Origin of the sequence: Copranaerobaculum intestinale (assembly GCF_009831105.1) — a bacterium.
Taxonomy (GTDB): Bacteria; Bacillota_I; Bacilli_A; order Erysipelotrichales; family Erysipelotrichaceae; genus Copranaerobaculum; species Copranaerobaculum intestinale.
Window position 1 is genome coordinate 615,874 of the sequence record NZ_WUUQ01000002.1, and the last position, 21,903, is coordinate 637,776.

Sequence of the window (21,903 nt, forward strand, 5' to 3'; positions counted from 1 at the left end):
ATTAAGCCTCGATAGCTTCTACTGTTAATTTTGTGTAAGGCTGACGGTGACCCTGTTTACGGCGGGTACTGCCTTTTTTACTGTTGTATTTGAAGATTGTGATCTTCTTGCCTTTACCCTGCTTTTCAACTTTTGCGCTGACTTTAACTCCCTTAACATATGGAGTACCAACACGAGTTGTACGGTTTGAGTAAACTACAACTTTGTCAAATTCAACTGTTTCACCTTCCTGAGCGTTTAATTTCTCAGTGTAAATTGTTGATCCAACTTCAACACGGATCTGTTTTCCACCTGTTTCGATTACTGCGTACATATGCGCACCTCCTTTTTTTTACCTAAGACTCGCCATACAAGGTGATGCTTTAGCATGCTTATTGCCTTGTTTGAGCGGTTGTAAGTCACAAAAGGACATACAACGTTGTCATGATACCATAAATCATATGGTACGTCAATTATTTTATCATGTTTTAAAAGCTTTGTAAAATCGAAAAGATTCCTAGTGTCATCTCATTTTTTACACATTTCCATGATTCTTCAACAACATGATAGTACGAATCGATGAACCATCCGCGCGCGGTATTGAAACGGCAATGCATTCAAGCAAAAAAATAATAAAATTCCCCTGGACAATCAAATTTTTCAGGATAACCATATCATGATTCAGAAACCCTTTTATGCTAAGTCAAATTCTCATCTGAAATTGGATCAATCACAAACGCATCTGCTTTACTGGCTGTTTGATTTGCTCATCCCCATTCATTGTGATACCCTCTTGATTCTAGTATAAAATCTCGATATAAGTTTGATGGACAACAAAAAGGATGATAAAATAAATATACTAATCAGTCTTCGGTTACTAAAAATATTGAAATTCACATAAATACGCCAATAAGGAGGTTACTTCATGGAAATTAGATATGCAACACCCGATGATGCAAAAGCGATAGCCGAAGTAGAGGCAGAATGTTTCCCTGCCGCGGAAGCGGCATCCCTCGCATCAATTAAAAATCGTTTGCAGTACTATGCAAATCACTTTTGGCTGTTGGAAGACAACGGCCGGCTAATCGGTTTCGCAAACGGAATGGTCAGTAATGAAGACCATCTGCTCGATGTAATGTTTGATCACGGGGAAATGCATGATGAAAACGGAAAGTGGCAACTGATCTTCGGATTGGATACCATTCCTGAATATCGCTGCCGCGGATGCGGTGAAGTATTATTAAACAGTGCAATCGAAGATGCCCACAAGCAGAACCGAATGGGCTTGATCCTGACCTGTAAGGAGCAGCTGATCCACTATTATGAAAAATTCGGATTTGTAAAAGAGGGCTTGTCTAATTCAACGCACGGCAAAGCTGTCTGGTACGATATGCGCTTGACGTTCTAGTTCATATCGACAACCCTACATAAAAAAGCTGAAACGAAGCTAGCTTCATGTTCGTTCAGCTTTTTATTATCTCTATTTAAACATAACCTTTTCATACTCTTACTCGAGATTTTCACTTAAAAGCGTAAAACCGATTTCATCTTCAAAAGAATAGTAAATCAGCTTATGTTCATCTGATGTATCCAATTTCCATTGTTTCTTTTTTTCCAGTGTTTCATTTATCTTCATGATTCGCTCATCAGCACTGCCAATACTTCCTGCCATATTTATTGATACATCCCTTGTAGGATACATATTGCTTGTGGAAATCTGATCCACCACCGGATCGGCATCATTCATCCACTTACATGCCGAATTCGATAAAACGATATATTGTAATTCACATGTTTCTATTTCGTAATGCTGATTCAAGGTGACTGCATATTCACTGATGACCCTAACGAAATCTAAATTTTTTTGATGGGTTCTGATGAATTGATTCTTGCTTTTTGTATAAATATAAGTATCTACAGGATATTCCTCTTTGTTATCATAAATAATAATTATAATTTGATCTGTTTTTACAGATTGAGTTGCTTCATATCGTTTACCATGTAAACCATTTAGTTTAAAATCACCAAAATCCAGCACCGCTGCGGAAGTAGCAGGAGAAGGATCCTCTTTTACATCCTTGTTCGAGTACGTACACGCGACAAGCAAGAAGGAAAAACAGATGCATACAATTTGAAAATATCGCTTACTGTTCATAATGACACACGAATTCCATTAGATGCCTTAACTGATGTAGGTACAAATGTTATGATTAACACACTCATTACAGAAATAGATCGTATGCGATATATTGTTTTCATTATGTCTCCTCCTAATAGCTTTTTTCAAGCACTTTTACATGGAATTCTATGTATCACAAGAAAACTTAAAATGGGGCAAGATCAACACACCCTTTTCTCTATATTGCTTACACATTTTCATCCCTCCTTTCACCTAACTGTTCTTCTATATAATATATTTTATCAGTATATAGAAAAGGGACAAGACTATATGCATGAATGGTTGTTTTCACGCATGAATGATCGCTTTTTTTATATGAAATGTTATTTTTTATATCATTTTTCTCAGTAAACTACTATAAAGTATAAATCTACTATTTATACGTATAACTGCCTTTCCCTCCCATTAGAAAAGATCTCTCCATTCATTTCCAACTTTTTTACGTTATCTACTTTGGAGAGATCTTATCATTTTAATGTGCTTTTTAGATTTGTTTTCTACCAATCATTTTAGATATCAAAATTAATTTCTTCAAACTTTTCCTCATTGGCTTCTTCAATCACCGGGGCTTCCCGTTTCTCAATATAACGGATACCTTTCAGTAAATAACAGCTGCTGTCAAGTGGCAGCGGAGCACTGAAGGTAGACTCACGGCTCATTAAAGAGAAATCCTTTACCTTATATTCATGAAGCTGTTCATTCATAAAGTGGATTTCATCATTGAGATCACCGATTCGAATATCCGTTACCGTGAACGGATTACTTTTTACTTTCTTACAGATCATATTTCCCTTTGCAGGTCGATTGGTGATAGATATTTCACTTAGTTTGATCCGTTTGAAAGCATGTTTGTCAGTACCAGCAATCAAAAACGATCCTTCTTTGTCATAAATCGTCGCGGCACTGATCTCATCTTCCATGAGGTTCATCGCTTTGACACCCTTTGATTTCGGCGCGGTTACCGGAACCATCGAGATCGGATAGCGGCTTACATACCCATGACGACTCGCCAATAAAATTTCATCACCGTCATAAGCAAGAAAAGCTCCGACAATTTCATCGCCAGCGGTTAAATTCATAGCTGTCATCGTTTTATTGTTTCTCGATACTTTAAAATCCGAAACCAAGGTTTTTTTGATCATTCCCAGCTTACTGACGGTTACAATATAACCGTAGGTCGCAAAATCTCGAATGACAAAAGCATCACGAATTTTCTCTTCACTGCTCATTTTCACCAGGTTATTGATGTGTGAGCCGATATCCTTCCACTTTGCTTCATCTAACTCATATACCGGAACGTATCCATAAGTACCTTGGGTGGTAAAGAACAACAGCTGATCCAAGGTACTGACCTCGCTGTATCCAATCAGCTCATCACCTTCCTTGAGGGCGGTGCGAAGGTGCTCGCTCGCACTGTAAGAACGCAAGGATACCCGCTTCACATATCCATCACGGGAAACTGTAATCATGACCTGTTCCTGATTGATCATCTGTTCTTTTTCAATCACAATTTCTTCAATTTCATGTTCGATGCGGGTCAGTCGCGGCGTTGGAAATTCCGCTTTTACGGCCTTTAGTTCCTGAATCATCACATTATGCAGAACATGATCATCTGACAGAATATCATTCAATGCCTCGATTTCATTCGCCAGCTGCGTATATTCTTCTTTCAGCTGCGTAATATCGGTTGAAGACAGACGATACAAGCGCATCGTTACGATTGCTTCTGCCTGCTCATCGCTGAATTGGAACCGTTCCATAATTCGGCGTTTAGAATCCGCCTTGTCCTTGGAAGCACGAATCAACGCAATAATTTCATCCAAAACGGATATTGCTTTCATCAAGCCTTCTAAAATGTGGCAGCGTTTTTCTTTCTTATCCAAATCATAACGGGAACGGCGCGTTATCACCTCATAGCGATGGGCAATAAAAGCGTCGAGCATCGCACATAGTCCCATTTGCTCCGGCCGTTTATTGACAATCGCAACCACGTTATAGTTATACGAAATCTGTAAATCGGTATTCTTATATAAATAATTCAGAATCAATTGTGCATCGACATCTTTTTTCACATCGATCGCAATTCGTAAACCGGTACGGTCAGATTCATCGCGGACATCCATGATGCCGTCAATACGCTTGTTTAAACGGATATCATCCATTTTCTTGACCAGATTGGATTTCACCACTTCATATGGGATTTCGGTTATGATAATCTGCTGATTGGTACGAGTTTCACTGATTTCAGCCTTGGAGCGAATCATGACTCTGCCCTTGCCGGTCAAAAACGCATCGCGGATGCCATCGATGCCCTGAACGGTTCCTCCAGTGGGAAAATCAGGCCCCTGTATGTATTCCATCAGTTCATCCAATTCACAATTCGGATTGGTGATGCGATAGATGGTTGCGTCAATTGCTTCATTCAGATTATGCGGCGGAATGTTGGTAGCATATCCTGCCGCAATCCCGGAAATACCATTGATCAATAAGTGTGGGTAACGGGCCGGCAGCACCGTCGGCTCCATTTCCGTATCATCGAAATTCGGCGCCCACTCGACCGTATCTTTATCAATATCCTCCAGCAGATTAGCCGCTATTTTACCAAGTCTGGCCTCGGTATATCGCATAGCCGCTGCTGGATCATCGTCGATCGAACCGTTATTTCCCTGCATATCAATGAGCGGTTCTCGAATCTTCCACTGCTGGGACATGCGCACCATCGCATCATATACCGAAGTATCCCCATGCGGATGATAGTTACCAATTACCAGTCCTACCGTTTTCGCAGACTTTCGATAACCCTTTTCAGCGGTGTTACCATCGCGGTACATGGCATATAAGATACGTCGCTGTACCGGTTTTAACCCATCACGGGCATCCGGTAAAGCACGATCCTGAATAATATACTTGGAATATCGACCAAAACGGTCACCCATGATATCTTCTAAAGGTGAAGGAATAATATGCTCATGCACTTCTTCTTTTACTGTCCGTTTTGCCATTATCGCTTCACCTCCATAATAAAGCTATCCTCCAGAGTGAACGATACATTATCTTCGATCCAATCACGACGGACATCCGCCTTATCACCCATCAGCACCGATACCCGGCGTTCTGCTGTCATCGCATCATCAATATTCACCTGAATCAGCGTTCGGGTCTCCGGATTCATCGTCGTTTCCCACAACTGATCTGCATTCATTTCACCTAAACCTTTGTAACGCTGTAAGCGAAAGCCCTTAGGAAAGGTTTTGCGCACTTCGTCGAGCTCCTCATCCGTCCAGGCATACTGAATCTGCCCGCCTTTTTCCAGCTTATAAAGCGGCGGCAGCGCAATGTATACCATGCCCGCTTCAATGAGTCCCCGCATATAACGGTAAAAAAAGGTAAGCAGCAGGGTCTGAATATGGGCGCCGTCAGTATCGGCATCGGTCATGATGATCACCTTATGATAGTTGGCATCCTCTGCCTGAAAGCTGGCCCCAACCCCGGCTCCCAATGCATGGATCAGCGTATTCAACTCTTCATTTTTTTCGATACTGGCAAGACTGGCTTTTTCGGTATTCAGCACTTTACCGCGCAGCGGCAGGATGGCCTGATAACGGCTGTCTCTTCCCTGTTTCGCACTGCCGCCGGCAGAATCACCTTCGACCAGATATAATTCTTTTTTACGTGCGTCCTTCGATTGAGCGCTTGCCAGCTTGCCGGACAGAATCTTCTCACTCTTTCCTTTTGATTTTCCCTTGCGGGCATCCTCACGGGCCTTGCGCGCTGCTTCTCTGGCCTGAAAAGCTCGGGACATTTTCTTAATCAGGGTCGTGGAAAGCTCTTTGTTCTCCTCCAGATAAAAATTCAATTTTTCAGTCAGCAGACTTTCCACCGCCGTTTTCGCTTCACTGGTTCCCAGCTTGCCTTTGGTCTGTCCCTCAAACTGAAGCAGATGTTCCGGTACGCCCAGCGACAATACAATGGTTAAGCCTTCCCGGACATCGCTGCCGTCAAAATTCTTATCCTTTTCCTTTAAGAGACCATTGCGGCGGGCAAAATCGTTAAAAACTTTAGTGAAAGCACTGCGGGCACCGATTTCATGCGTACCGCCGTCTTTGGTTCTTACCATATTTACAAAGGAAAACATATTCTCCTGATATTCATCGGTATACTGAAACGCGCAGTCCACCTTAATATCATTGATAATACCACTGAAGGATACCGGCTTATGAAAAACCTGCTTATCCTCATGCAAATATTCGATAAAGGCTTCCAAACCATTTTCATAACAAAATGTTTCTTCCCGCTCTTTATCCTTGCGTTCATCTTTCAAAATCAGCCGCAGCCCCTTTAATAGAAAAGCATCTTCGCGGGCTCGTTCAGCAATCATGGAATAGGAAAATTTCGTTGTGCTGAAAATTCGATCATCCGGAAGGAAACGAACCTTACTTCCAGTTTTGCTCGTTTTGCCCAGCTCCTGCAGCTTGCCAATTTTCTTTCCGCCGTCTTCAAAGCGCATCTGATACATCTTTCCAGCAATGCACACGGTAACCTCTACCCATCGTGAAAGTGCATTCACTACGCTGGCACCAACGCCATGCAGTCCTCCGCTGGTCTTATAGCCGCCCTCACTTGAGAACTTGCCGCCGGCATGCAGAACCGTAAAAATAACCTGCAGCGTACTTACTCCGCTGGCATGCTTGGCTACCGGCATTCCCCGTCCTTCATCCTCGACACAGAGCACACCATCCTTTTCAATGGTTATCTTAATCGTATCGCCATGTCCGTTCAATGCCTCATCAATGGAATTATCTACAATTTCCCACACCAAATGATGCAGTCCCCTGCTATCGGTACTTCCAATATACATGCCGGGACGCTTACGAACCGCCTCTAATCCATCCAGAATCTGTATACTACTCGCATCATACGCTTTTTCAGCCATACCATCACTCCAATTAATCACTCTTATTATTTTACCAAAACTGATTTTTTTAATCAATCAAAATTCCAAACGGTTCTAAAACTCTTTTTTCTTCCTTCGAAAAATGGTAAAATAAACCCACAGGAGTGATATTTATGTATTTTATTTACGCAATAGTAATCGGTTATTTATTAGGCTCCATTCCTTTTGCTTTAGTAATCGGAAAAGTCTTTTACCATACGGATGTCAGAGAATTCGGATCAGGCAATCTGGGGGGCAGCAATGCCGGCCGCGTGCTCGGCAAAAAGGCCGCAATCGCAACCATCACTTTAGATGTTTTAAAGGTTGTAGCGGCAGTAGCTATCAGCGCCCAGTTTGATGCGGCAGCCTCCATTTGGGCAGGGCTTGCGGCAGCAATCGGACACTGTTATCCGCTGTTTGCCGGATTTCGCGGCGGCAAAGCCGTGGCAACCATGTTCGGATTTTTACTGTCAACGGCCATATTCACCTTTCAAAGCGCCTGGTACGTGGTAATTCCTTTCTTGTTTTTTCTCGCTGTGCTGAAGCTTTCAAAAATGGTTTCCCTATCCAGCATGGTCGCCGCCGTTTCCAGTACGGTCTATATTCTCATCATGCAGCATGATCCGGCTATTACCGCTGCATCACTGCTGTTAACCCTTCTGGTAATTTATCGGCATCGTGCCAACATCGCGCGAATCCGCTCACATACGGAAAATAAGATCACATGGATGTAAAGCATCGTACTGATATGATGCCGGTTCGCATCGCCTTTTTTCTGATTGGTCTGATCCTGATTTCTTTCGGCATCAGCGTCAGTATCATTTCCAACTTTGGAGTTGGCGGATGGGATGCTTTCAATATCGGTCTCAAATATCATTTTGGATTTACAATCGGCACATGGATGAATGTCTGTGCTGCCTGCTTTATTTTAATGGGTGGAATTTTGCGTCAAGAGCGTCCCCGCTTCGAAACGTTTATCACATCGATTGTGATCGGTATCAGTGTAGATGTATGGATGATGATTTTCAAGCCGCTGCAGATCCATGACATTACCTATCAGTTTCTCGTCTTCATGAGTGCTATTGTCATTATCTCCGTCGGTGCAGGAATCTATCTGGTCAGCGAACTGCCGCCCAATCCCATTGATTACTTTATGCTGAGTCTATGCCAACGCTTCCACATCAGTATAACCAAAGCAAAAATATGCAGTGAATCATTAGGCTTGCTGCTCGGTTTTCTAAGCGGCGGACCGATCGGCCTTGGCTCCGTCATTATGATTCTCTGCTTCGGACCGGCCATTGATTTTTGTTTTCGAATCGCTGAACGCTACTATATAATGCTTACCAAAAAACGTCAGTTACAAAACGATTGACGTTTTTTTATGGATCTTACAAATGGTTTCCTTTATATTAAAAAATTGTAAGATTGATTCTCTGTATAAGCTGTTATAATAATGGTAAAGAGAGGAATGTCGGCTATGGATAAACACACACATACACGAATTAACGCAGATTGTCAGCAGGGACTTTCATCCGGACAAGTGGCAAAGCGCAAAGCGGAGGGTCTCTATAATGAACAGACTGTACAAACCACAAAAAGTTATCAGGATATTATCAAGGGGAATGTTTTCACCTTATTCAATCTGATCAATGCAATTTTAGCCGGTCTGATTATTTTTGTCGGCTCTTATAAAAATTTATTGTTTTTAGGAGTGATTATATCCAATATCGTTATCGGTATCTTTCAGGAAATACGGGCAAAGCGGACATTGGATAAGCTGTCCCTGATCACCTCGACCCAAATTCATGTTATTCGCGATGGTATGGATCAAGCTGTGCATATTGAAGATCTGGTGCTGGATGACATCATGAAGCTGGCCAGCGGCGATCAGATATGCAGTGATGCGGTTGTTTTAGAAGGCCGTCTTGAGGTAAATGAATCTCTGATAAACGGGGAATCCGATATCATTACCAAAGAGCCCGGCGACTTTCTTTACTCCGGCAGCTTTGTCATTTCCGGCAATGCGGCAGCTCGCGTGGAGCATGTCGGCAAGGAGAACTTTTCCTACACGATCATGTCTGATGCCAAAACGATGCGCCGCCACCCTTCTCAGCTGCGTGATGCGATCAATTATATCCTAAAAATCATAAGCATCATCATATTTCCGCTCGGTATCCTGCTGTTTGCCAAACAATATTTTATCTCACATTACACGATGGCACAGGCAATCGTAAGCACAACCGGTGCCTTGATCGGAATGATTCCAGAAGGCTTGGTGCTGTTAACCAGCGTTGCATTAGCGGTCGGTACCATCAATCTTGCGAAACGCAAGACCTTGGTTCAGGAGCTATACTGCATTGAAACCTTGGCTCGTGTTGATACACTATGTCTTGATAAAACCGGTACCCTGACCCAAGGAAAAATGGTTTTGGAAGAAATAATTTCACTCGGTGAGGAACCGATAGCAGAAATATTACAAAATATTGGATACTACCTGAAGGATGACAATTCCACCTTTCATGCAATCCGTGAAAAATACGGTGTCTCCTCTACCTACCGAATGTTGGAAACTCTACCCTTTTCCAGCGTAAGAAAGGTCAGCGGGGTTACTTTTGAAAATTACGGAACCTATATCTTAGGTGCTTATGAATTTATGCATGTACCCAAGAATCCTGTCTTGGAAAAGCAGATCAAGCAATACGCAGCAGGCGGCAGCCGTGTGCTGACCCTGGCCCACAGCTGCCAGGCAATTCATAATACCGATATTCCAAAGGATTTAGAGCCAATTGCATTCTTATTACTGAGTGACCCAATTCGGCCTGAAACAAAGGATACACTTGATTATTTCAAGCGCCAGGGAGTAGATTTAAAAATCATTTCTGGTGATAATCCGATAACTGTGCAGGCCATTGCTCAAAAGGCAGGCATGGAAAACTGTACATCAATCGACGCCAGTACCCTGGAAGAATCAGATATTGCGGATGCCATGAAACGATTTAACGTATTTGGCCGTGTATCACCGCAGCAGAAAAAAGCGATGGTCCTTGCGCTTCAAAAGGATAAACATATTGTTGCCATGTCAGGAGACGGAGTAAATGATGTATTGGCTTTAAAAGAAGCTGATTGTTCAATCGCCGTAGCGGGGGGCAGCGAGGCGGCAAAAAACGTTGCGAACTTGGTTCTGCTGGATGCCAATTTTGCCAATCTTCCGCATATTGTACTGGAAGGCCGTCGGGTCATCAACAATATCCAGCGGGCGGCTTCCCTATTTTTGGTAAAAACCACCTTCTCAACGGTTTTGGCTTTGGTAACACTCTTTTTAAACAGTCTATATCCATTTATGCCAATTCAGCTTACCCTAATCTCAACTCTGACTATCGGTATTCCTTCCTTCTTTCTGGCACTGGAACCAAACCATAATCGGGTAAAGGGAAACTTTTTGATCAATGTCATGTCGCGGGCCATACCCGGTGCAATTACTGTGCTTGCCAGTATCTTAGCAGTTAATATTTTCGCTGCGGTATTCCACTATCCGGAATCAGTAAAATCAACGCTCAGCGTTATTTTGACCGGTGTGAGCGGCCTCTGTGTATTGCGTCGGGTATGCGATCCATTTACTAAAAAACGCGCACTGATCTTTTACAGCATGATGTGCTTATTCATTGGATGTGTCTGCCTGTTCCCTGATATTTTCTCTCTTGTAAGGCTGGATCTCTTCACCTTTCTATGCTTGCTGGGAGGAATTATCGTTGTTCCGATCTTTATGGATGTTCTGCATCGCTTCTTTAACTCCTTTAAGAAAATCAATGCGATACTTGAGAATGCAACCAAGTAGGTAAAACAAAATTTCAAACTCATTTAAGGGCCGTTACCTACCTTATTTCAGGTAACGGCCTTTTCTTTATCCTGAATCATCCATTTTTAGTTTTTTATGCAAATACAATCTTACAAGACCTATATGTAAGCAACAATTACAGCATTCATACGATTGCTGCGTCCTGTCCGATGCAAAAAAAAGCAGCCGACATACTGTCAGATGCTTTTTCGCTTATTCACCTTTATGCATATCCCGGATAATCGCTTCAATATGATTACCGCGGTCCAAAGAATGATCAATTTTGAATTTCAGTTCTGGAACCTTTCGGATCGTCATGCGTTTCGCCAACTCACTGCGAATAAAGCCTTTGCTTCTCTCCAATGCTTTCATCCCGGCATCGGCACGCTCTTCCTTTCCAAGAAAGGACACAAAGATCGTTGCAATGGACAAATCTCCGGTGACACTTACATCAGTGATTGTGATAAAACCGATTTTGGGGTCTTTCAGCGTAAACTGAATGATCTCTGAAACATTCTTCTGAATGATACCGGCGATTTTATCTTTTTTCATCGTCATGTGAATCACTCCTATATCTTATTGTTCTACAACTTCCTGATCTTCATACGCTTCAATCACGTCATTTTCTTTGATATCGTTGAAATTTTCGATTGTCATACCGCAGTCATAACCGCTGGTAACTTCTTTTGCATCATTCTGGAATCGCTTCAATGAATTCAATTTTCCTTCATATACAACAACACCGTCTCGAATCAAACGAACCTTACAGTCTTTTTTGATACAGCCATCGGTAACCATACAGCCCGCAATCGTACCAATTTTACTAACTTTATACAGCTGACGTACTTCTGCCTGACCGATGACAACCTCTTCATAAACCGGAGCAAGCATGCCCTTCATAGCTGCTTCCATCTCTTCAATCGCTTTATAAATGATGTTGTGCAGTCTGATATCAATGCCTTCTTCTTCGGCTTTTTTGCGTACAGATGCATTCGGACGAACATTAAATCCATAGATTACCGCATTACTTGCGCTGGCCAGCATTATATCGGATTCAGTAATCGCACCGGCAGTGGAACGGATGACATTAACCTTAACCCCGGCGATATCAATACGCTCCAAAGATGCCTTAACTGCTTCCGCACTGCCCTGTACATCGGCTTTGACGATGACATTGATTTCCTGAATGTCACCTTCTTCGATCTGACGGGCCAAATCATCGAGAGTCAGGGCACTGCTTACGCTGCGCTCCTGTTCGATCCGCTTGTTCAAACGCGTTTCGGCAATCTGCCGAGCCTTTTTCTCAGAATCAAATGCCTTGAAGATATCACCGGCTACCGGAACAGAATTCAATCCGATGATTTCCACCGGTGAAGAAGGCCCAGCCTGCTTTAATTCACGGCCGTGATCATCTACCATTTTACGAACCCTGCCGAAGCTTGTACCTACGACAACCGCATCACCGGCATGCAGCGTACCATTTTGGATCAGTAACGTCGCAACCGGTCCGCGTCCTTTATCAAGCTTTGCTTCAATAACTGTTCCTGAAGCCATTTTATTTGGATTTGCACGGAAATCTTCAACTTCTGAAAGAACCAGAATGGTTTCCAGGAGCTCTGGTACACCAGTACCTACTTTAGCTGAAATCTTAGTGAAGATCGTGTTGCCTCCCCACTCTTCCGGCATCAATCCATTATCACTCATTTCGCTCATGATCCGGTCGATATTTGCCTCTGCTTTATCAATTTTATTAACAGCTACAATTACCGGAACACCGGCAGCTTTCGCATGATCGATCGCCTCTTTGGTCTGCGGCATGACCCCGTCATCGGCAGCGACAACGATAATAACGACATCGGTTACTTTCGCACCGCGAGCTCGCATTGCGGTAAAGGCCTCATGCCCAGGGGTATCCAAAAAAGTGACCTTTTTCCCTTTTACGCTGACCTGATAAGCACCGATATGCTGCGTGATTCCACCGAATTCACCTTCCGTAACATGCGCTTTACGAATCGTGTCCAAAAGCGTTGTCTTACCATGATCGACATGTCCCATGATGGTAATTACCGGAGGCCGCTCAGTTAACAGCGACGCATCTTCCTCCACATCCATCTGTTCTTCAAAATCACTCTCTTCAATAATGATTTCTTTGTGAACTTCTACATTGAATTCCATACATACAAGCTCAATCGTTTCATCATCCAGAGTGGAATTGATGGTAACCATGTTGCCCATCATAAACAACAATTTGATGATTTCACTTGCATTACGGCCGATCTTATCAGCCAGTTCTCCTACCGTCAGGGCACTGGAATACGTCATTTCCTTGACTTCTTCACGCGGTTTGCGATTCATATTCGCGTTATTGTTGGAACGGTTGTTATTCCTTCTGTTACTGCTCTTTCTACGGTTGTTGTTATTTGGTCTTGCCATATCATCACCTAGCCTTTCAAGCAAGTCTGAAGCTGCAGCGCAAACCCTTTATCCAGCACCGCAACCATCTTTCGATTGTTAGCGCCCACGGCGTTTGACAATACTTCGCTGCTCTCGATAAACACATAAGGAATCTGATAATATATGCATTTATCGATTATTTTCTTTCTCATGTTATCACCGGTATCTACGCTGATAATCACAAGTCTTGCGCGTTTGTTTTGAATACTCTTCATGACACTGTCACCCATCGCCAGCTTTCGGGCGCGGGCAGCCAGCCCCAGGATCCCCTCGACATTACTCACGTTCGATCAGTTCCTTTAATTCATCATAAACAGTCTGGGGAATTTCACATTCCAGCGCTCGTGACAACGCTTTTCGCTTCTGAGCCAATTCCAGTGCCTCCAAGCTTTTTTTTAAATAAGCACCGCGGCCGTTCATCCGTCCGGTAGTATCAATCTTAACTTCCTGCTCGGGAGTTCGAACAATTCGGATCAGCTCTTTTTTCGGGCATTGTTCCTGTGTCGCAACACATTTGCGCATTGGTATTTTACGCATTCCGGCACCTCCTGTTTATTCTTCGTAATACTCGTCGTATTCATCGAAGTCGATATCATCATTGATCCAGTCGTTTGCTTTCTCCTGGGCTTCCATACGAGCGATTTCTTCCAATTCTTCATCAGAATAAATCGGCTTCATACCATAATCCTTTTTGGTGGAATCAAAGGTAGGACGGCGATGCTCTTCGCTCTTATCCTCTTGCTTATAGCGCTTCGGACGAGCGAATTTCTCTTCCGTCTTTGCTGAAGCATTCCCGGCAAAGCGTTCCAGCTTGGATACGTATTCACGTTTCTCCTCAACCTTCAGACCTTCCTGCCGTTTTTTCTCTTTGGCGATTCTCGCCGCGCGCTCCAGTTCGGTTTCCACCTTTTCTTTTTCTGGTTCTGTAGATTCTACAGCTTCGGCTGCCGCCGGTTCTTCAACGCTGTTTGCCGCTTCCTTCTCAGCTGCTTTCGGCGCTTCTTCCTCTGGTATCGCTGTCGGCTCCATTTCATCGAAGATCGCTTCATCTAACGGTTCCGCAACATTCTTATCAGCTTCTTCAAAGGCTGCCTGCTGCGCCAGCAAACGTTCTTCCGCCTGCTTCTTCAGCATTTCACTCTGCATTTCCAAAGCGATGGTCTTCCAGTCGATACCCATTTCTGCCGCATCGCTTTCCGACTTGATATCAATTTTATTGCCAGTCAGCTTTACTGCCAAACGGGCATTTTTACCCTTTTTCCCGATTGCCAATGACAACTGATTGTCACCGACGATAACCATCAGGCCTTTGCGTTCCTGATTGGGGATAACCGCCAGAATTTCCGCCGGCGCCAAAGCATTTTTAATCAGCTCTGTTACATCCTCGCTCCATTCAAAAATATCGATTTTCTCCCCGCCGAGTTCATCAATGACAACCTGTACCCGAGATCCTCTTGGACCGATGCAGGCGCCGATCGGATCGACATTTTCATTTTTTGAATATACTGCCATTTTTGTACGTTCTCCGGCATCACGGGCAATCGCACGAATTTCGATGATTCCCTGATAGATTTCCGGTACTTCCTTTTCAAACAGCCGTTTTACCAAACTTGCATCCCCACGGGATACCAATACCTGCGCACCTTTGGTTTCACGATTGACCTCAGTGATCACCACGCGTAAGCGCTGCCCTTCATAGTAACGCTCACCGGGAATCTGGCAGGCTTTCGGCATCAATGCGAGTGTCTTGCCGATATTGACAACACAAAACTTCTCCTCGACAGATTCCACCGTACCGATGACCATTTCCTCAACCGAATCACAGTATTCATCATAGACAACCTGCTTTTCAGCTTCACGAATTTTCTGTTTCAATACGTTTTTAGCAAGAATAACCGCCGCTCTGCCCAAATTGGCAATACTGACTTCACTCTCTACCAATTCGCCCAGCTCATATTCCTGATTGATGGCCTTTGCATCCGCCAAACTGATTTCCAGTTCATCATCCTCTACGGTTTCAACAATCGTCCGCTGCTGATAAACCTTGATTTCTCCGTTTTTATCATTAACATCTACGCGCACCAAGGCATCCGGTATTTCAATCTGTTTGCGAAACGCTTTCGCCAATGCTTCCTGCAGCGCTGCAACAACGATTTCCTTGGAGAGCATCTTGTCTTGTTCAATCGCCTGCATCGCGTTCATAAAATCTTTTAACTTCATGTCATTCTTTCCTTTCCTACAGCTTCACCGCTAATCGAATCAGTGCTATATTATTTAAGGTAATCTGCAGTTCCTTTTTTCTGGTCTTATCCATATAAGCAACTGTGATGGTATCATCGTTCACTTCCAGCAGTGTTCCGTTTACTTCAAAGATACCTTTGGCAACAACATCCTTCAGCTTCACATAAACATACTCACCAACTGCCCGTTTCATTTCATCCAGGCTGCGAAGCTCTCGTTCCGCACCCGGTGAACAGACTTCCAGATAATATTCACCCGGTATCACATCTTTTTCATCAAGCAGTGCCGAGATCAGCTGTGACATTTCCGCACAGCTGTCAATATCCATCGTTCCATCCTTGCGCATTATGGAAACCTGCAGTATATGCATATTGTTTTCCTGCTTCCAGCAAAGATCGTACAGCAACAGATCATGCTTTGCCAAAAGTGCTTCAATCCAAGGCTTCATCACCATTATTTGATCCATATTTCGCTCCTTTTGCATAAGAGAAGGAGTGGGATAACCCACTCCTTGTTTCGCATACACATATAATATACCTTATTTCACCTATTTATACAAGTGTTTTTTCAAATGGGCATCACTTTTGAATCTGCATACGTGCCAGCATAACGTTTCTGGCTTTGGTCTCTAATGCATCATCAAGCGGTTCCAAATCTACTTTTCCATAGCGGCGGTATAATCCTTTTCTAAGAATCAAATCGGCAATTTCGGGATTCTTCGGCAGCAGCGGTCCATGCATATAGGTACCTAACACCTGACCATTATAGAATCCCTCCCAGCTGCTTTGAAACTGATTGCCATGCCCTTTGATCACTTTACCAAGCGGCGTTTGTACCCCGATTGTCTGACCGCCGTGATTTTCAAAGCCTACGGCCAGAAAGCTTTCTCCGTCAAGGCTGCATTCCACTGCAATATTGCCGATACAGCGTCGGGCACGATCTGGTGCTTTGGTAAAATATTCAAAGAAGCCAAGCCCCTCAATCTGCCTGCCGTCACCATCGATGTAATACTGACCGAAGAACTGATACCCGCCGCAGATCAGCAGGATAAAGGTTCCGGCATTCATTGCCTTTTGAATAGCTTGCTTGCGTCCAAGCAGATCCTGATACAGCAATCCCTGTTCACGATCCGCTCCGCCGCCGATAAATAAGATATCATACGCGGACAAATCTTTTTCCTCACCGATTCCACAGGTGTCAACCTGCAGTTTGATACCGCGTTTTTTACAGCGGTATTTCAAAACTTCGATATTCCCGCGATCACCATACAGATCCATCAAATCATGATACATCCAAATAATTGAAAGCTCCATCAGGTATTCCTCCTCAGTACCGCACGCATCGGCTGCAGTGCTGTATAGGTTGCGATCACATAAAGATGTTCCGGTTGTTTTTTAAGCTCCTGAACTGCTTCCTGCATATCCGGTTTGACTAGCAGTCTGCCTTCAAATCCGCCATATTGAAATCGCAGCGCAAGATCGTAGGCGCGAAGTCCGCTGCAGATAATCGTCCTGACATCAGCGCTCATAAGCCGCTCAAACTGTGCATCCCAAATCCAAGAAATATCGGTTCCGTCCTGATCATTGTCATTCAGGACAATCACCAGTGCTTTCGCTTCCTGATCACGCTGAATGTATTTCATCGTTTCATTCGCACCGGTAGGATTCTTTACTAAGTTCAGCAAACAATCTTTGCCGTCAAGCGAGAACATCTCCATTCTTCCATCATTCAGCGCAAAGGTCTCAAATACCTGTGCAGCATATTGACGATCAATTTGAAGTACATCCAGACACCCCAGCACCGCCATACAGTTATAAATTGAAAACAGCGCATTCTGAGGTGCTTTATATCGTACACCCGCTACCTCAAAACAGCTCTTTTCAAAATCGACAGCAGCAGCTTCCAGCTGCAGCGTCACATCACCGAAATCATGATTGGGGCAATAAAATTTTCCAATATGAGAATATTGATAAAAATGGTAGTGAAGCGCACAGTCACAAACCGGACAATACTTTCCTTCACTCGCTTCATCCGATGTATTGCTGCTCATTGCATTGCGAGCAACGCCCACCGTATAAATCGATGCCTGCTTTGCCGTCAGGGCTAACCGCATCACGTTGGGATCATCTCCATTTAAGACCAAAGTGCCGGTAAAGTCCGGAAGAACTGCTTCCAGCTTTCTAAGAATTGTTTCCATTTCTCCGGCCCGATCCAACTGATCCCGAAAGAAATTATTAATCACAAAAACATCAACTTTAACATCTGATATAACCTTTGGAACATTCAGCTCATCAACCTCGATCACCATCGCATCTGCCTTTACCCGCTTATTCAAGCCGGCATTCGCAGCGACCAGCGTCGTGATCCCCGCTTTCAAGTTATCGCCGCGACGGTTGCCAATGACCTTTAAACCACTTTTAGCCAAAGTCTCATAAATCATATTGCTGGTTGTCGTCTTGCCATTGGTTCCGGTCACCATGATCACTTTATTCGGATATGTAAAATGCTTCAGAAACTGCGGATCCAGCTTTAATGCAATACTTCCGGGCAATGATCCGCCTCGTCCCAACCGCTTCAGCATCCATCTGATAAATTTTGTGAATAGCAGCGTTAATGTTGTTCGCATAGTACCTCCATAAGCAAAAAAAGAGCCGTACGACCCTTTTTTTATGCTCTTTACTTACCTACAATCGTTTCGCCGTTGTAGCTTCCGCATCCGCACATTCTGTGAGCCTGTTTGTACTCACCGCATACCGGGCACTTTGTCAGTGTCGGTGCAGCTAATTTATAATGCGTTCTACGTTTTGCTTTTCTGGTTTTTGAATTACGTCTCTGCTGTACAGCCATGTTAGCACCTCCTGTTTATTCTTCAATCTTGAAGTCTCTCAACTTTGCTAAACGAGGATCGATTTCATCCGCTCTTTCACGCACATAATCTTCCTCTTTGACAACTTCCCAGCCCTTTCCCTTCGGATATGCCTGAATACCAGGTTTTACCGTTTTCAGCGGCACTTCCATAAGGATCAGCTGAAAGATGACAGGGAGCAATTCTACGACGTCTCCTTTGCATTCATGAACATCTTCATCTTCGGAAACTTTCACAAATGCGAAGACTTCTTCAGACGTGGTCTGAAAAGGAACTTCAACATCTTCTAATGTTATCGAACAGGGCACGATCATAACACCTTCTATGTCCAAATCGGCGTATGCGCGATCATCATCAGAATTGTAATGTAAACTTCCAGAAACTGTTACATCCCGCAATCCTCTGAGATGGGAAAGGCGATCGAATGCTTCTTTGCCGAAAGTAATCTGCTCATCAAAAGCAACAGTATTGCCTGAGGCCTTCAGCAATTCATTCTTTGACCATTTCAAAAGAATCACCTCGTTGTCTAACGGACTTATTATACATGGGAGAAATTGAATCGTCAACCACTTTATTTCCAGTGAATATCAAATAACCCCAGCTATTATAACGTTATTTGAACCGCAATATGAGTTTTTCAGCTTTTTTATTCCATCGCTTATTTAGCCGATGCGTGAAATACAATGATAATTTGTGTATATACTGCCGTTTCTATCCGTTTTTTTGATAAATACAAAGCTTTTCATAATGTGTAAACACAGCTTTGGGTCATTCATCCCTTTGCGGTTACTGCATTTTCATAAATGATATTCTGCACGTTAAGGTAAAAAATGCTTCTCCATGATCCATGAATTCTCTTCCTTTTATAGCTGCAGGATATGGTATATCCAATCGATAATATCCTGATACACCGCTTCACAATCCTGCTCATTCAAAATTTCATGACGCTTGTTGGGATACATGGTACTGTCTACATGTATATAACCACAATCCTTCATCAGCTGCACGGCTTGCTTGAAATTCTTTTTTCCGGCAGCACAGGGGTCGTCTTCCCCAGAAACAAACAGGATCGGCAATTCCCGATTCTGCATCAGCCAGCCGCTTGTATCATAGACCTTCTGCATCAAAGTAAACAGATTCTTAAACCCGTTAATAGTAAAAATGTAGCCACAAGCCGGATCACTGTCATATTTTGCTACCACGTCCTTACGGGTCGACAGCCAGCTGTTATCACTGACCGTATCCGATAATCCCTTGTTGTAGGAACCGAATGCGATGTGCTGCAGCAGCTTGCTGCGATGACGCTGACCGCAGAATACTCCGATCAGACCTGCCAATGCCTTTCCCATGCCGGCAGCTTTGTTTTCACTTGGCGATCCGCACACGATCAATCCATCGATTTCATTATCATAACGCTTTGCATAAGCGCGCACTACCAAAGAGCCCATACTGTGACCGAATAAAATCAGCGGCTGATCTTCGAAGCGTTCCTTGATATAGCGGCTGATCTGATAGGTATCCTCGACGATACTTTCTGCACCGTTCTCATAAAAATAACCCCAGTCCTCGGTATCCAAAACACTTTCGCCATGACCGCGGTGATCGTGCATGATCGCTACAAGTCCATTCGCTGCCAATTCGCTCATAAAGGGCTCATAGCGAAAGCGATGTTCCGCCATGCCGTGCACCAGCTGAATGATCCCCTTGATTTCCCCTTCTGGAACAAAGATGCTCGCCTTAAGCGGCAGCTGATCCTGACGGCTCACAATCGTTACTGTTTCCATGAAATTCTCACCTTCTGCAAATATCATATCATGTCTATTTCACAAACACAAATGTTGGTGGACTTTTTTGGAAAAGCAGTTTATCATGATTACGAAAGAGGTGCTTTCATGCATGTAACCGGAATTATCACTGAATACAATCCCTTTCATAAAGGGCATGCCTATCATATCGCCAAAACCCGTAAACAGACAAACTGTGATGTTCTGATAGCAGTGATGAGCGGCAATTTTGTCCAACGCGGAGAACCAGCTATCTACGATAAATGGCAGCGGGCTCAGGCGGCGGTTATGCACGGATGTAATCTCGTGTTAGAGCTTCCGTTTCTATATGCAACCCAGAGCGCCGAAAACTTTGCAAAGGGCGCTGTCAAGGTACTTTCTTTGGCCAATGTGCAGGATTTGGTATTTGGCAGTGAAAGCAATGATCTAAAACAGCTCAACTATCTGGCCGAGATGGATACCGCAAAACTGGAAGCTTATATGAAGAATGGATACTCTCCATCTGCCAGCTATGGAATGCTGTACGGTGACCGCGGTCCAAATGATATTCTGGGCATCAATTATATAAAAGCCGCAAAATCAGCAGGAATTCGTCCTCAAACAATTCTTCGCACCAATTCCTATCACGATGAATCACTCAATCATCCTTTTGTCTCCGCATCGGCTATTCGCAAAGCAATTCTGGAGAACCGTGATATCCAAGAACAAACGATGCTGAACACTGCACAATACGCGCATACTCTGCATTCATACTATCCGCTTATCCAAACGCTGCTGCTGACCCTTTCTCCTGAATATCTTCGTACCCTGTTCCTTATGGATGAAGGAATTGAAAACAGGCTGATCAAGGCTGCACAGGAGACTGCGGACTTAGATGAATTTCTGAACGCGTGTATCAGTCGGCGCTACACCCGTTCCCGGCTTCGCCGGACGTTAATTCACCTTCTGCATCAGACAACCAAACTACAAACCGATAATATGCCTGAATTATCGTATATTCGAATGTTAGCCTATGATGAAATAGGTAAATCATACCTCAAACAGCTTCGAAAAGATGTCATAATTGCGAGTCGGTTCAATCAGATACCGGACGGTTATCGGCAAATGGAATTAAAAGCTGCCCATGTTTATGCTTACCCATTAGCAGCGCATGATAAAAAAGCCGCATTCGCACTAGAGCTTCAGCCCCCGATTGCTTGTTTCAAGTAAAAAGATTTCCGGTTGGAAATCTTTTTTTAATCAGCGATTGGATAAAAATGATACCTTTTCCGCAATAAATTCATAATTATGATATACATTATCATCCTTTCCATTATAGGTATGGGTTTGTACTCTTCCTTTAACGGCGATGATATCCCCCATTTTACACACATTCGTTACGGTTTCCGCAATTCCTTTCCAAAGCGTCACTGCGATATAGTCAGTTTCATAATAACCATCGCTGTTTTTAAAGGAACGATCCAGCTCCATCCCGAGCGTCGCTACCTTGTTGCCATTGACCGTTTCCTTGATCGTCGGCAAATCAACTACTTTCCCTACTAATACCACTTGATTAAGCATAATGTCCCCCTTATCTATGTATCCTCTATGCTATTCCATAATTTTCCGCTTCCCTGCTCCCCATAAGCATCT

Annotated in this window: 21 protein-coding genes and 1 other annotated feature; of the genes, 5 read left to right on the forward strand and 16 right to left on the reverse strand. The window is 43.6% G+C overall.

Translation table 11 applies throughout. The annotated features are described in order from the left end of the window. Position 1 precedes the first annotated feature (1 nt). Complete coding sequence (rplU, locus tag GSF08_RS07810) at positions 2 to 313, reverse strand: 50S ribosomal protein L21 (RefSeq protein WP_160625252.1); 312 nt, start codon at positions 311 to 313, stop codon at positions 2 to 4. 15 nt (positions 314 to 328) lie between these two features. Further along, positions 329 to 403, reverse strand: a sequence feature (ribosomal protein L21 leader region). 501 nt (positions 404 to 904) lie between these two features. Between rplU and GSF08_RS07815 the strand changes: the two genes are divergently transcribed. Then, entirely contained in the window at positions 905 to 1,387 is a 483-nt protein-coding gene (locus GSF08_RS07815; RefSeq protein ID WP_160625253.1) for a GNAT family N-acetyltransferase, read from the forward strand. A 99-nt stretch (positions 1,388 to 1,486) separates the two neighbouring features. Here GSF08_RS07815 and GSF08_RS07820 read toward each other — a convergent pair whose 3' ends face one another. From GSF08_RS07820 to parE, 3 genes are all read right to left on the reverse strand, one after another. Continuing rightward, a complete protein-coding gene (locus GSF08_RS07820) occupies positions 1,487 to 2,134 on the reverse strand; it encodes a hypothetical protein (RefSeq protein WP_160625254.1) in 648 nt (215 codons plus the stop codon). A 533-nt stretch (positions 2,135 to 2,667) separates the two neighbouring features. Beyond that, positions 2,668 to 5,160, reverse strand: coding sequence for a DNA topoisomerase IV subunit A (gene parC / locus GSF08_RS07825; protein ID WP_160625255.1), 2,493 nt, complete (start codon positions 5,158 to 5,160; stop codon positions 2,668 to 2,670). After that, on the reverse strand, positions 5,160 to 7,091 hold the full coding sequence (gene parE, locus GSF08_RS07830; protein WP_160625256.1) for a DNA topoisomerase IV subunit B: 1,932 nt from the start codon (positions 7,089 to 7,091) through the stop codon (positions 5,160 to 5,162). The genes parC and parE overlap by 1 nt, the downstream gene beginning before the upstream one ends. 134 nt (positions 7,092 to 7,225) lie before the next feature. Here parE and plsY point away from each other — a divergent pair, with 134 nt between their 5' ends. The 3 genes from plsY to GSF08_RS07845 all read left to right on the forward strand — a co-directional run bounded on the left by plsY (position 7,226) and on the right by GSF08_RS07845 (position 10,926). Beyond that, a complete protein-coding gene (plsY, locus tag GSF08_RS07835; RefSeq protein ID WP_249805960.1) occupies positions 7,226 to 7,825 on the forward strand; it encodes a glycerol-3-phosphate 1-O-acyltransferase PlsY in 600 nt (199 codons plus the stop codon). Further along, complete coding sequence (locus tag GSF08_RS07840) at positions 7,816 to 8,463, forward strand: YczE/YyaS/YitT family protein (protein WP_160625257.1); 648 nt, start codon at positions 7,816 to 7,818, stop codon at positions 8,461 to 8,463. Before plsY ends, GSF08_RS07840 begins: the two co-directional genes overlap by 10 nt. A gap of 105 nt (positions 8,464 to 8,568) precedes the next feature. After that, complete coding sequence (locus GSF08_RS07845) at positions 8,569 to 10,926, forward strand: cation-translocating P-type ATPase (RefSeq protein ID WP_160625258.1); 2,358 nt, start codon at positions 8,569 to 8,571, stop codon at positions 10,924 to 10,926. A gap of 213 nt (positions 10,927 to 11,139) precedes the next feature. On the opposite strand, the gene rbfA is transcribed toward GSF08_RS07845, so the two are convergent. The 11 genes from rbfA to GSF08_RS07900 form a co-directional block, all read right to left on the reverse strand. Next, entirely contained in the window at positions 11,140 to 11,484 is a 345-nt protein-coding gene (gene rbfA, locus GSF08_RS07850; RefSeq protein WP_160625259.1) for a 30S ribosome-binding factor RbfA, read from the reverse strand. 18 nt (positions 11,485 to 11,502) lie between these two features. Then, positions 11,503 to 13,359 (reverse strand): translation initiation factor IF-2, encoded by a 1,857-nt coding sequence (gene infB, locus GSF08_RS07855; RefSeq protein WP_160625260.1) that lies wholly within the window; start codon positions 13,357 to 13,359, stop codon positions 11,503 to 11,505. A gap of 8 nt (positions 13,360 to 13,367) precedes the next feature. Further along, positions 13,368 to 13,664, reverse strand: a complete 297-nt coding sequence (locus GSF08_RS07860) for a L7Ae/L30e/S12e/Gadd45 family ribosomal protein (protein ID WP_160625261.1) — start codon at positions 13,662 to 13,664, stop codon at positions 13,368 to 13,370. Next, positions 13,657 to 13,917 (reverse strand): RNase P modulator RnpM, encoded by a 261-nt coding sequence (rnpM, locus tag GSF08_RS07865; protein WP_160625262.1) that lies wholly within the window; start codon positions 13,915 to 13,917, stop codon positions 13,657 to 13,659. The genes GSF08_RS07860 and rnpM overlap by 8 nt, the downstream gene beginning before the upstream one ends. 15 nt (positions 13,918 to 13,932) lie before the next feature. Further along, a complete protein-coding gene (nusA, locus tag GSF08_RS07870; RefSeq protein WP_160625263.1) occupies positions 13,933 to 15,600 on the reverse strand; it encodes a transcription termination factor NusA in 1,668 nt (555 codons plus the stop codon). A 16-nt stretch (positions 15,601 to 15,616) separates the two neighbouring features. Continuing rightward, on the reverse strand, positions 15,617 to 16,087 hold the full coding sequence (locus tag GSF08_RS07875; RefSeq protein WP_160625264.1) for a ribosome maturation factor RimP: 471 nt from the start codon (positions 16,085 to 16,087) through the stop codon (positions 15,617 to 15,619). A gap of 112 nt (positions 16,088 to 16,199) precedes the next feature. Beyond that, positions 16,200 to 16,934 (reverse strand): type 1 glutamine amidotransferase, encoded by a 735-nt coding sequence (locus GSF08_RS07880; RefSeq protein ID WP_160625265.1) that lies wholly within the window; start codon positions 16,932 to 16,934, stop codon positions 16,200 to 16,202. After that, positions 16,934 to 18,247, reverse strand: a complete 1,314-nt coding sequence (locus GSF08_RS07885; RefSeq protein ID WP_249805963.1) for a Mur ligase family protein — start codon at positions 18,245 to 18,247, stop codon at positions 16,934 to 16,936. Before GSF08_RS07885 ends, GSF08_RS07880 begins: the two co-directional genes overlap by 1 nt. A gap of 50 nt (positions 18,248 to 18,297) precedes the next feature. Then, positions 18,298 to 18,468 carry a 50S ribosomal protein L32 gene (rpmF, locus tag GSF08_RS07890; RefSeq protein WP_160625266.1) on the reverse strand — a complete coding sequence of 57 codons (171 nt, stop codon included), beginning with the start codon at positions 18,466 to 18,468 and terminating at the stop codon, positions 18,298 to 18,300. Positions 18,469 to 18,483: 15 nt separating this feature from the next. Continuing rightward, complete coding sequence (locus tag GSF08_RS07895; RefSeq protein WP_430641233.1) at positions 18,484 to 19,005, reverse strand: YceD family protein; 522 nt, start codon at positions 19,003 to 19,005, stop codon at positions 18,484 to 18,486. A gap of 345 nt (positions 19,006 to 19,350) precedes the next feature. After that, positions 19,351 to 20,271, reverse strand: coding sequence for an alpha/beta fold hydrolase (locus GSF08_RS07900; RefSeq protein WP_160625268.1), 921 nt, complete (start codon positions 20,269 to 20,271; stop codon positions 19,351 to 19,353). Positions 20,272 to 20,379: 108 nt separating this feature from the next. Between GSF08_RS07900 and GSF08_RS07905 the strand changes: the two genes are divergently transcribed. Then, positions 20,380 to 21,480, forward strand: coding sequence for a tRNA(Met) cytidine acetate ligase (locus GSF08_RS07905; protein WP_160625269.1), 1,101 nt, complete (start codon positions 20,380 to 20,382; stop codon positions 21,478 to 21,480). A gap of 30 nt (positions 21,481 to 21,510) precedes the next feature. On the opposite strand, the gene GSF08_RS07910 is transcribed toward GSF08_RS07905, so the two are convergent. Continuing rightward, the gene (locus GSF08_RS07910; protein WP_160625270.1) at positions 21,511 to 21,831 is read right to left on the reverse strand and encodes a single-stranded DNA-binding protein; all 321 of its coding nucleotides are present in this window, start codon (positions 21,829 to 21,831) and stop codon (positions 21,511 to 21,513) included. Positions 21,832 to 21,903: the final 72 nt, after the last annotated feature.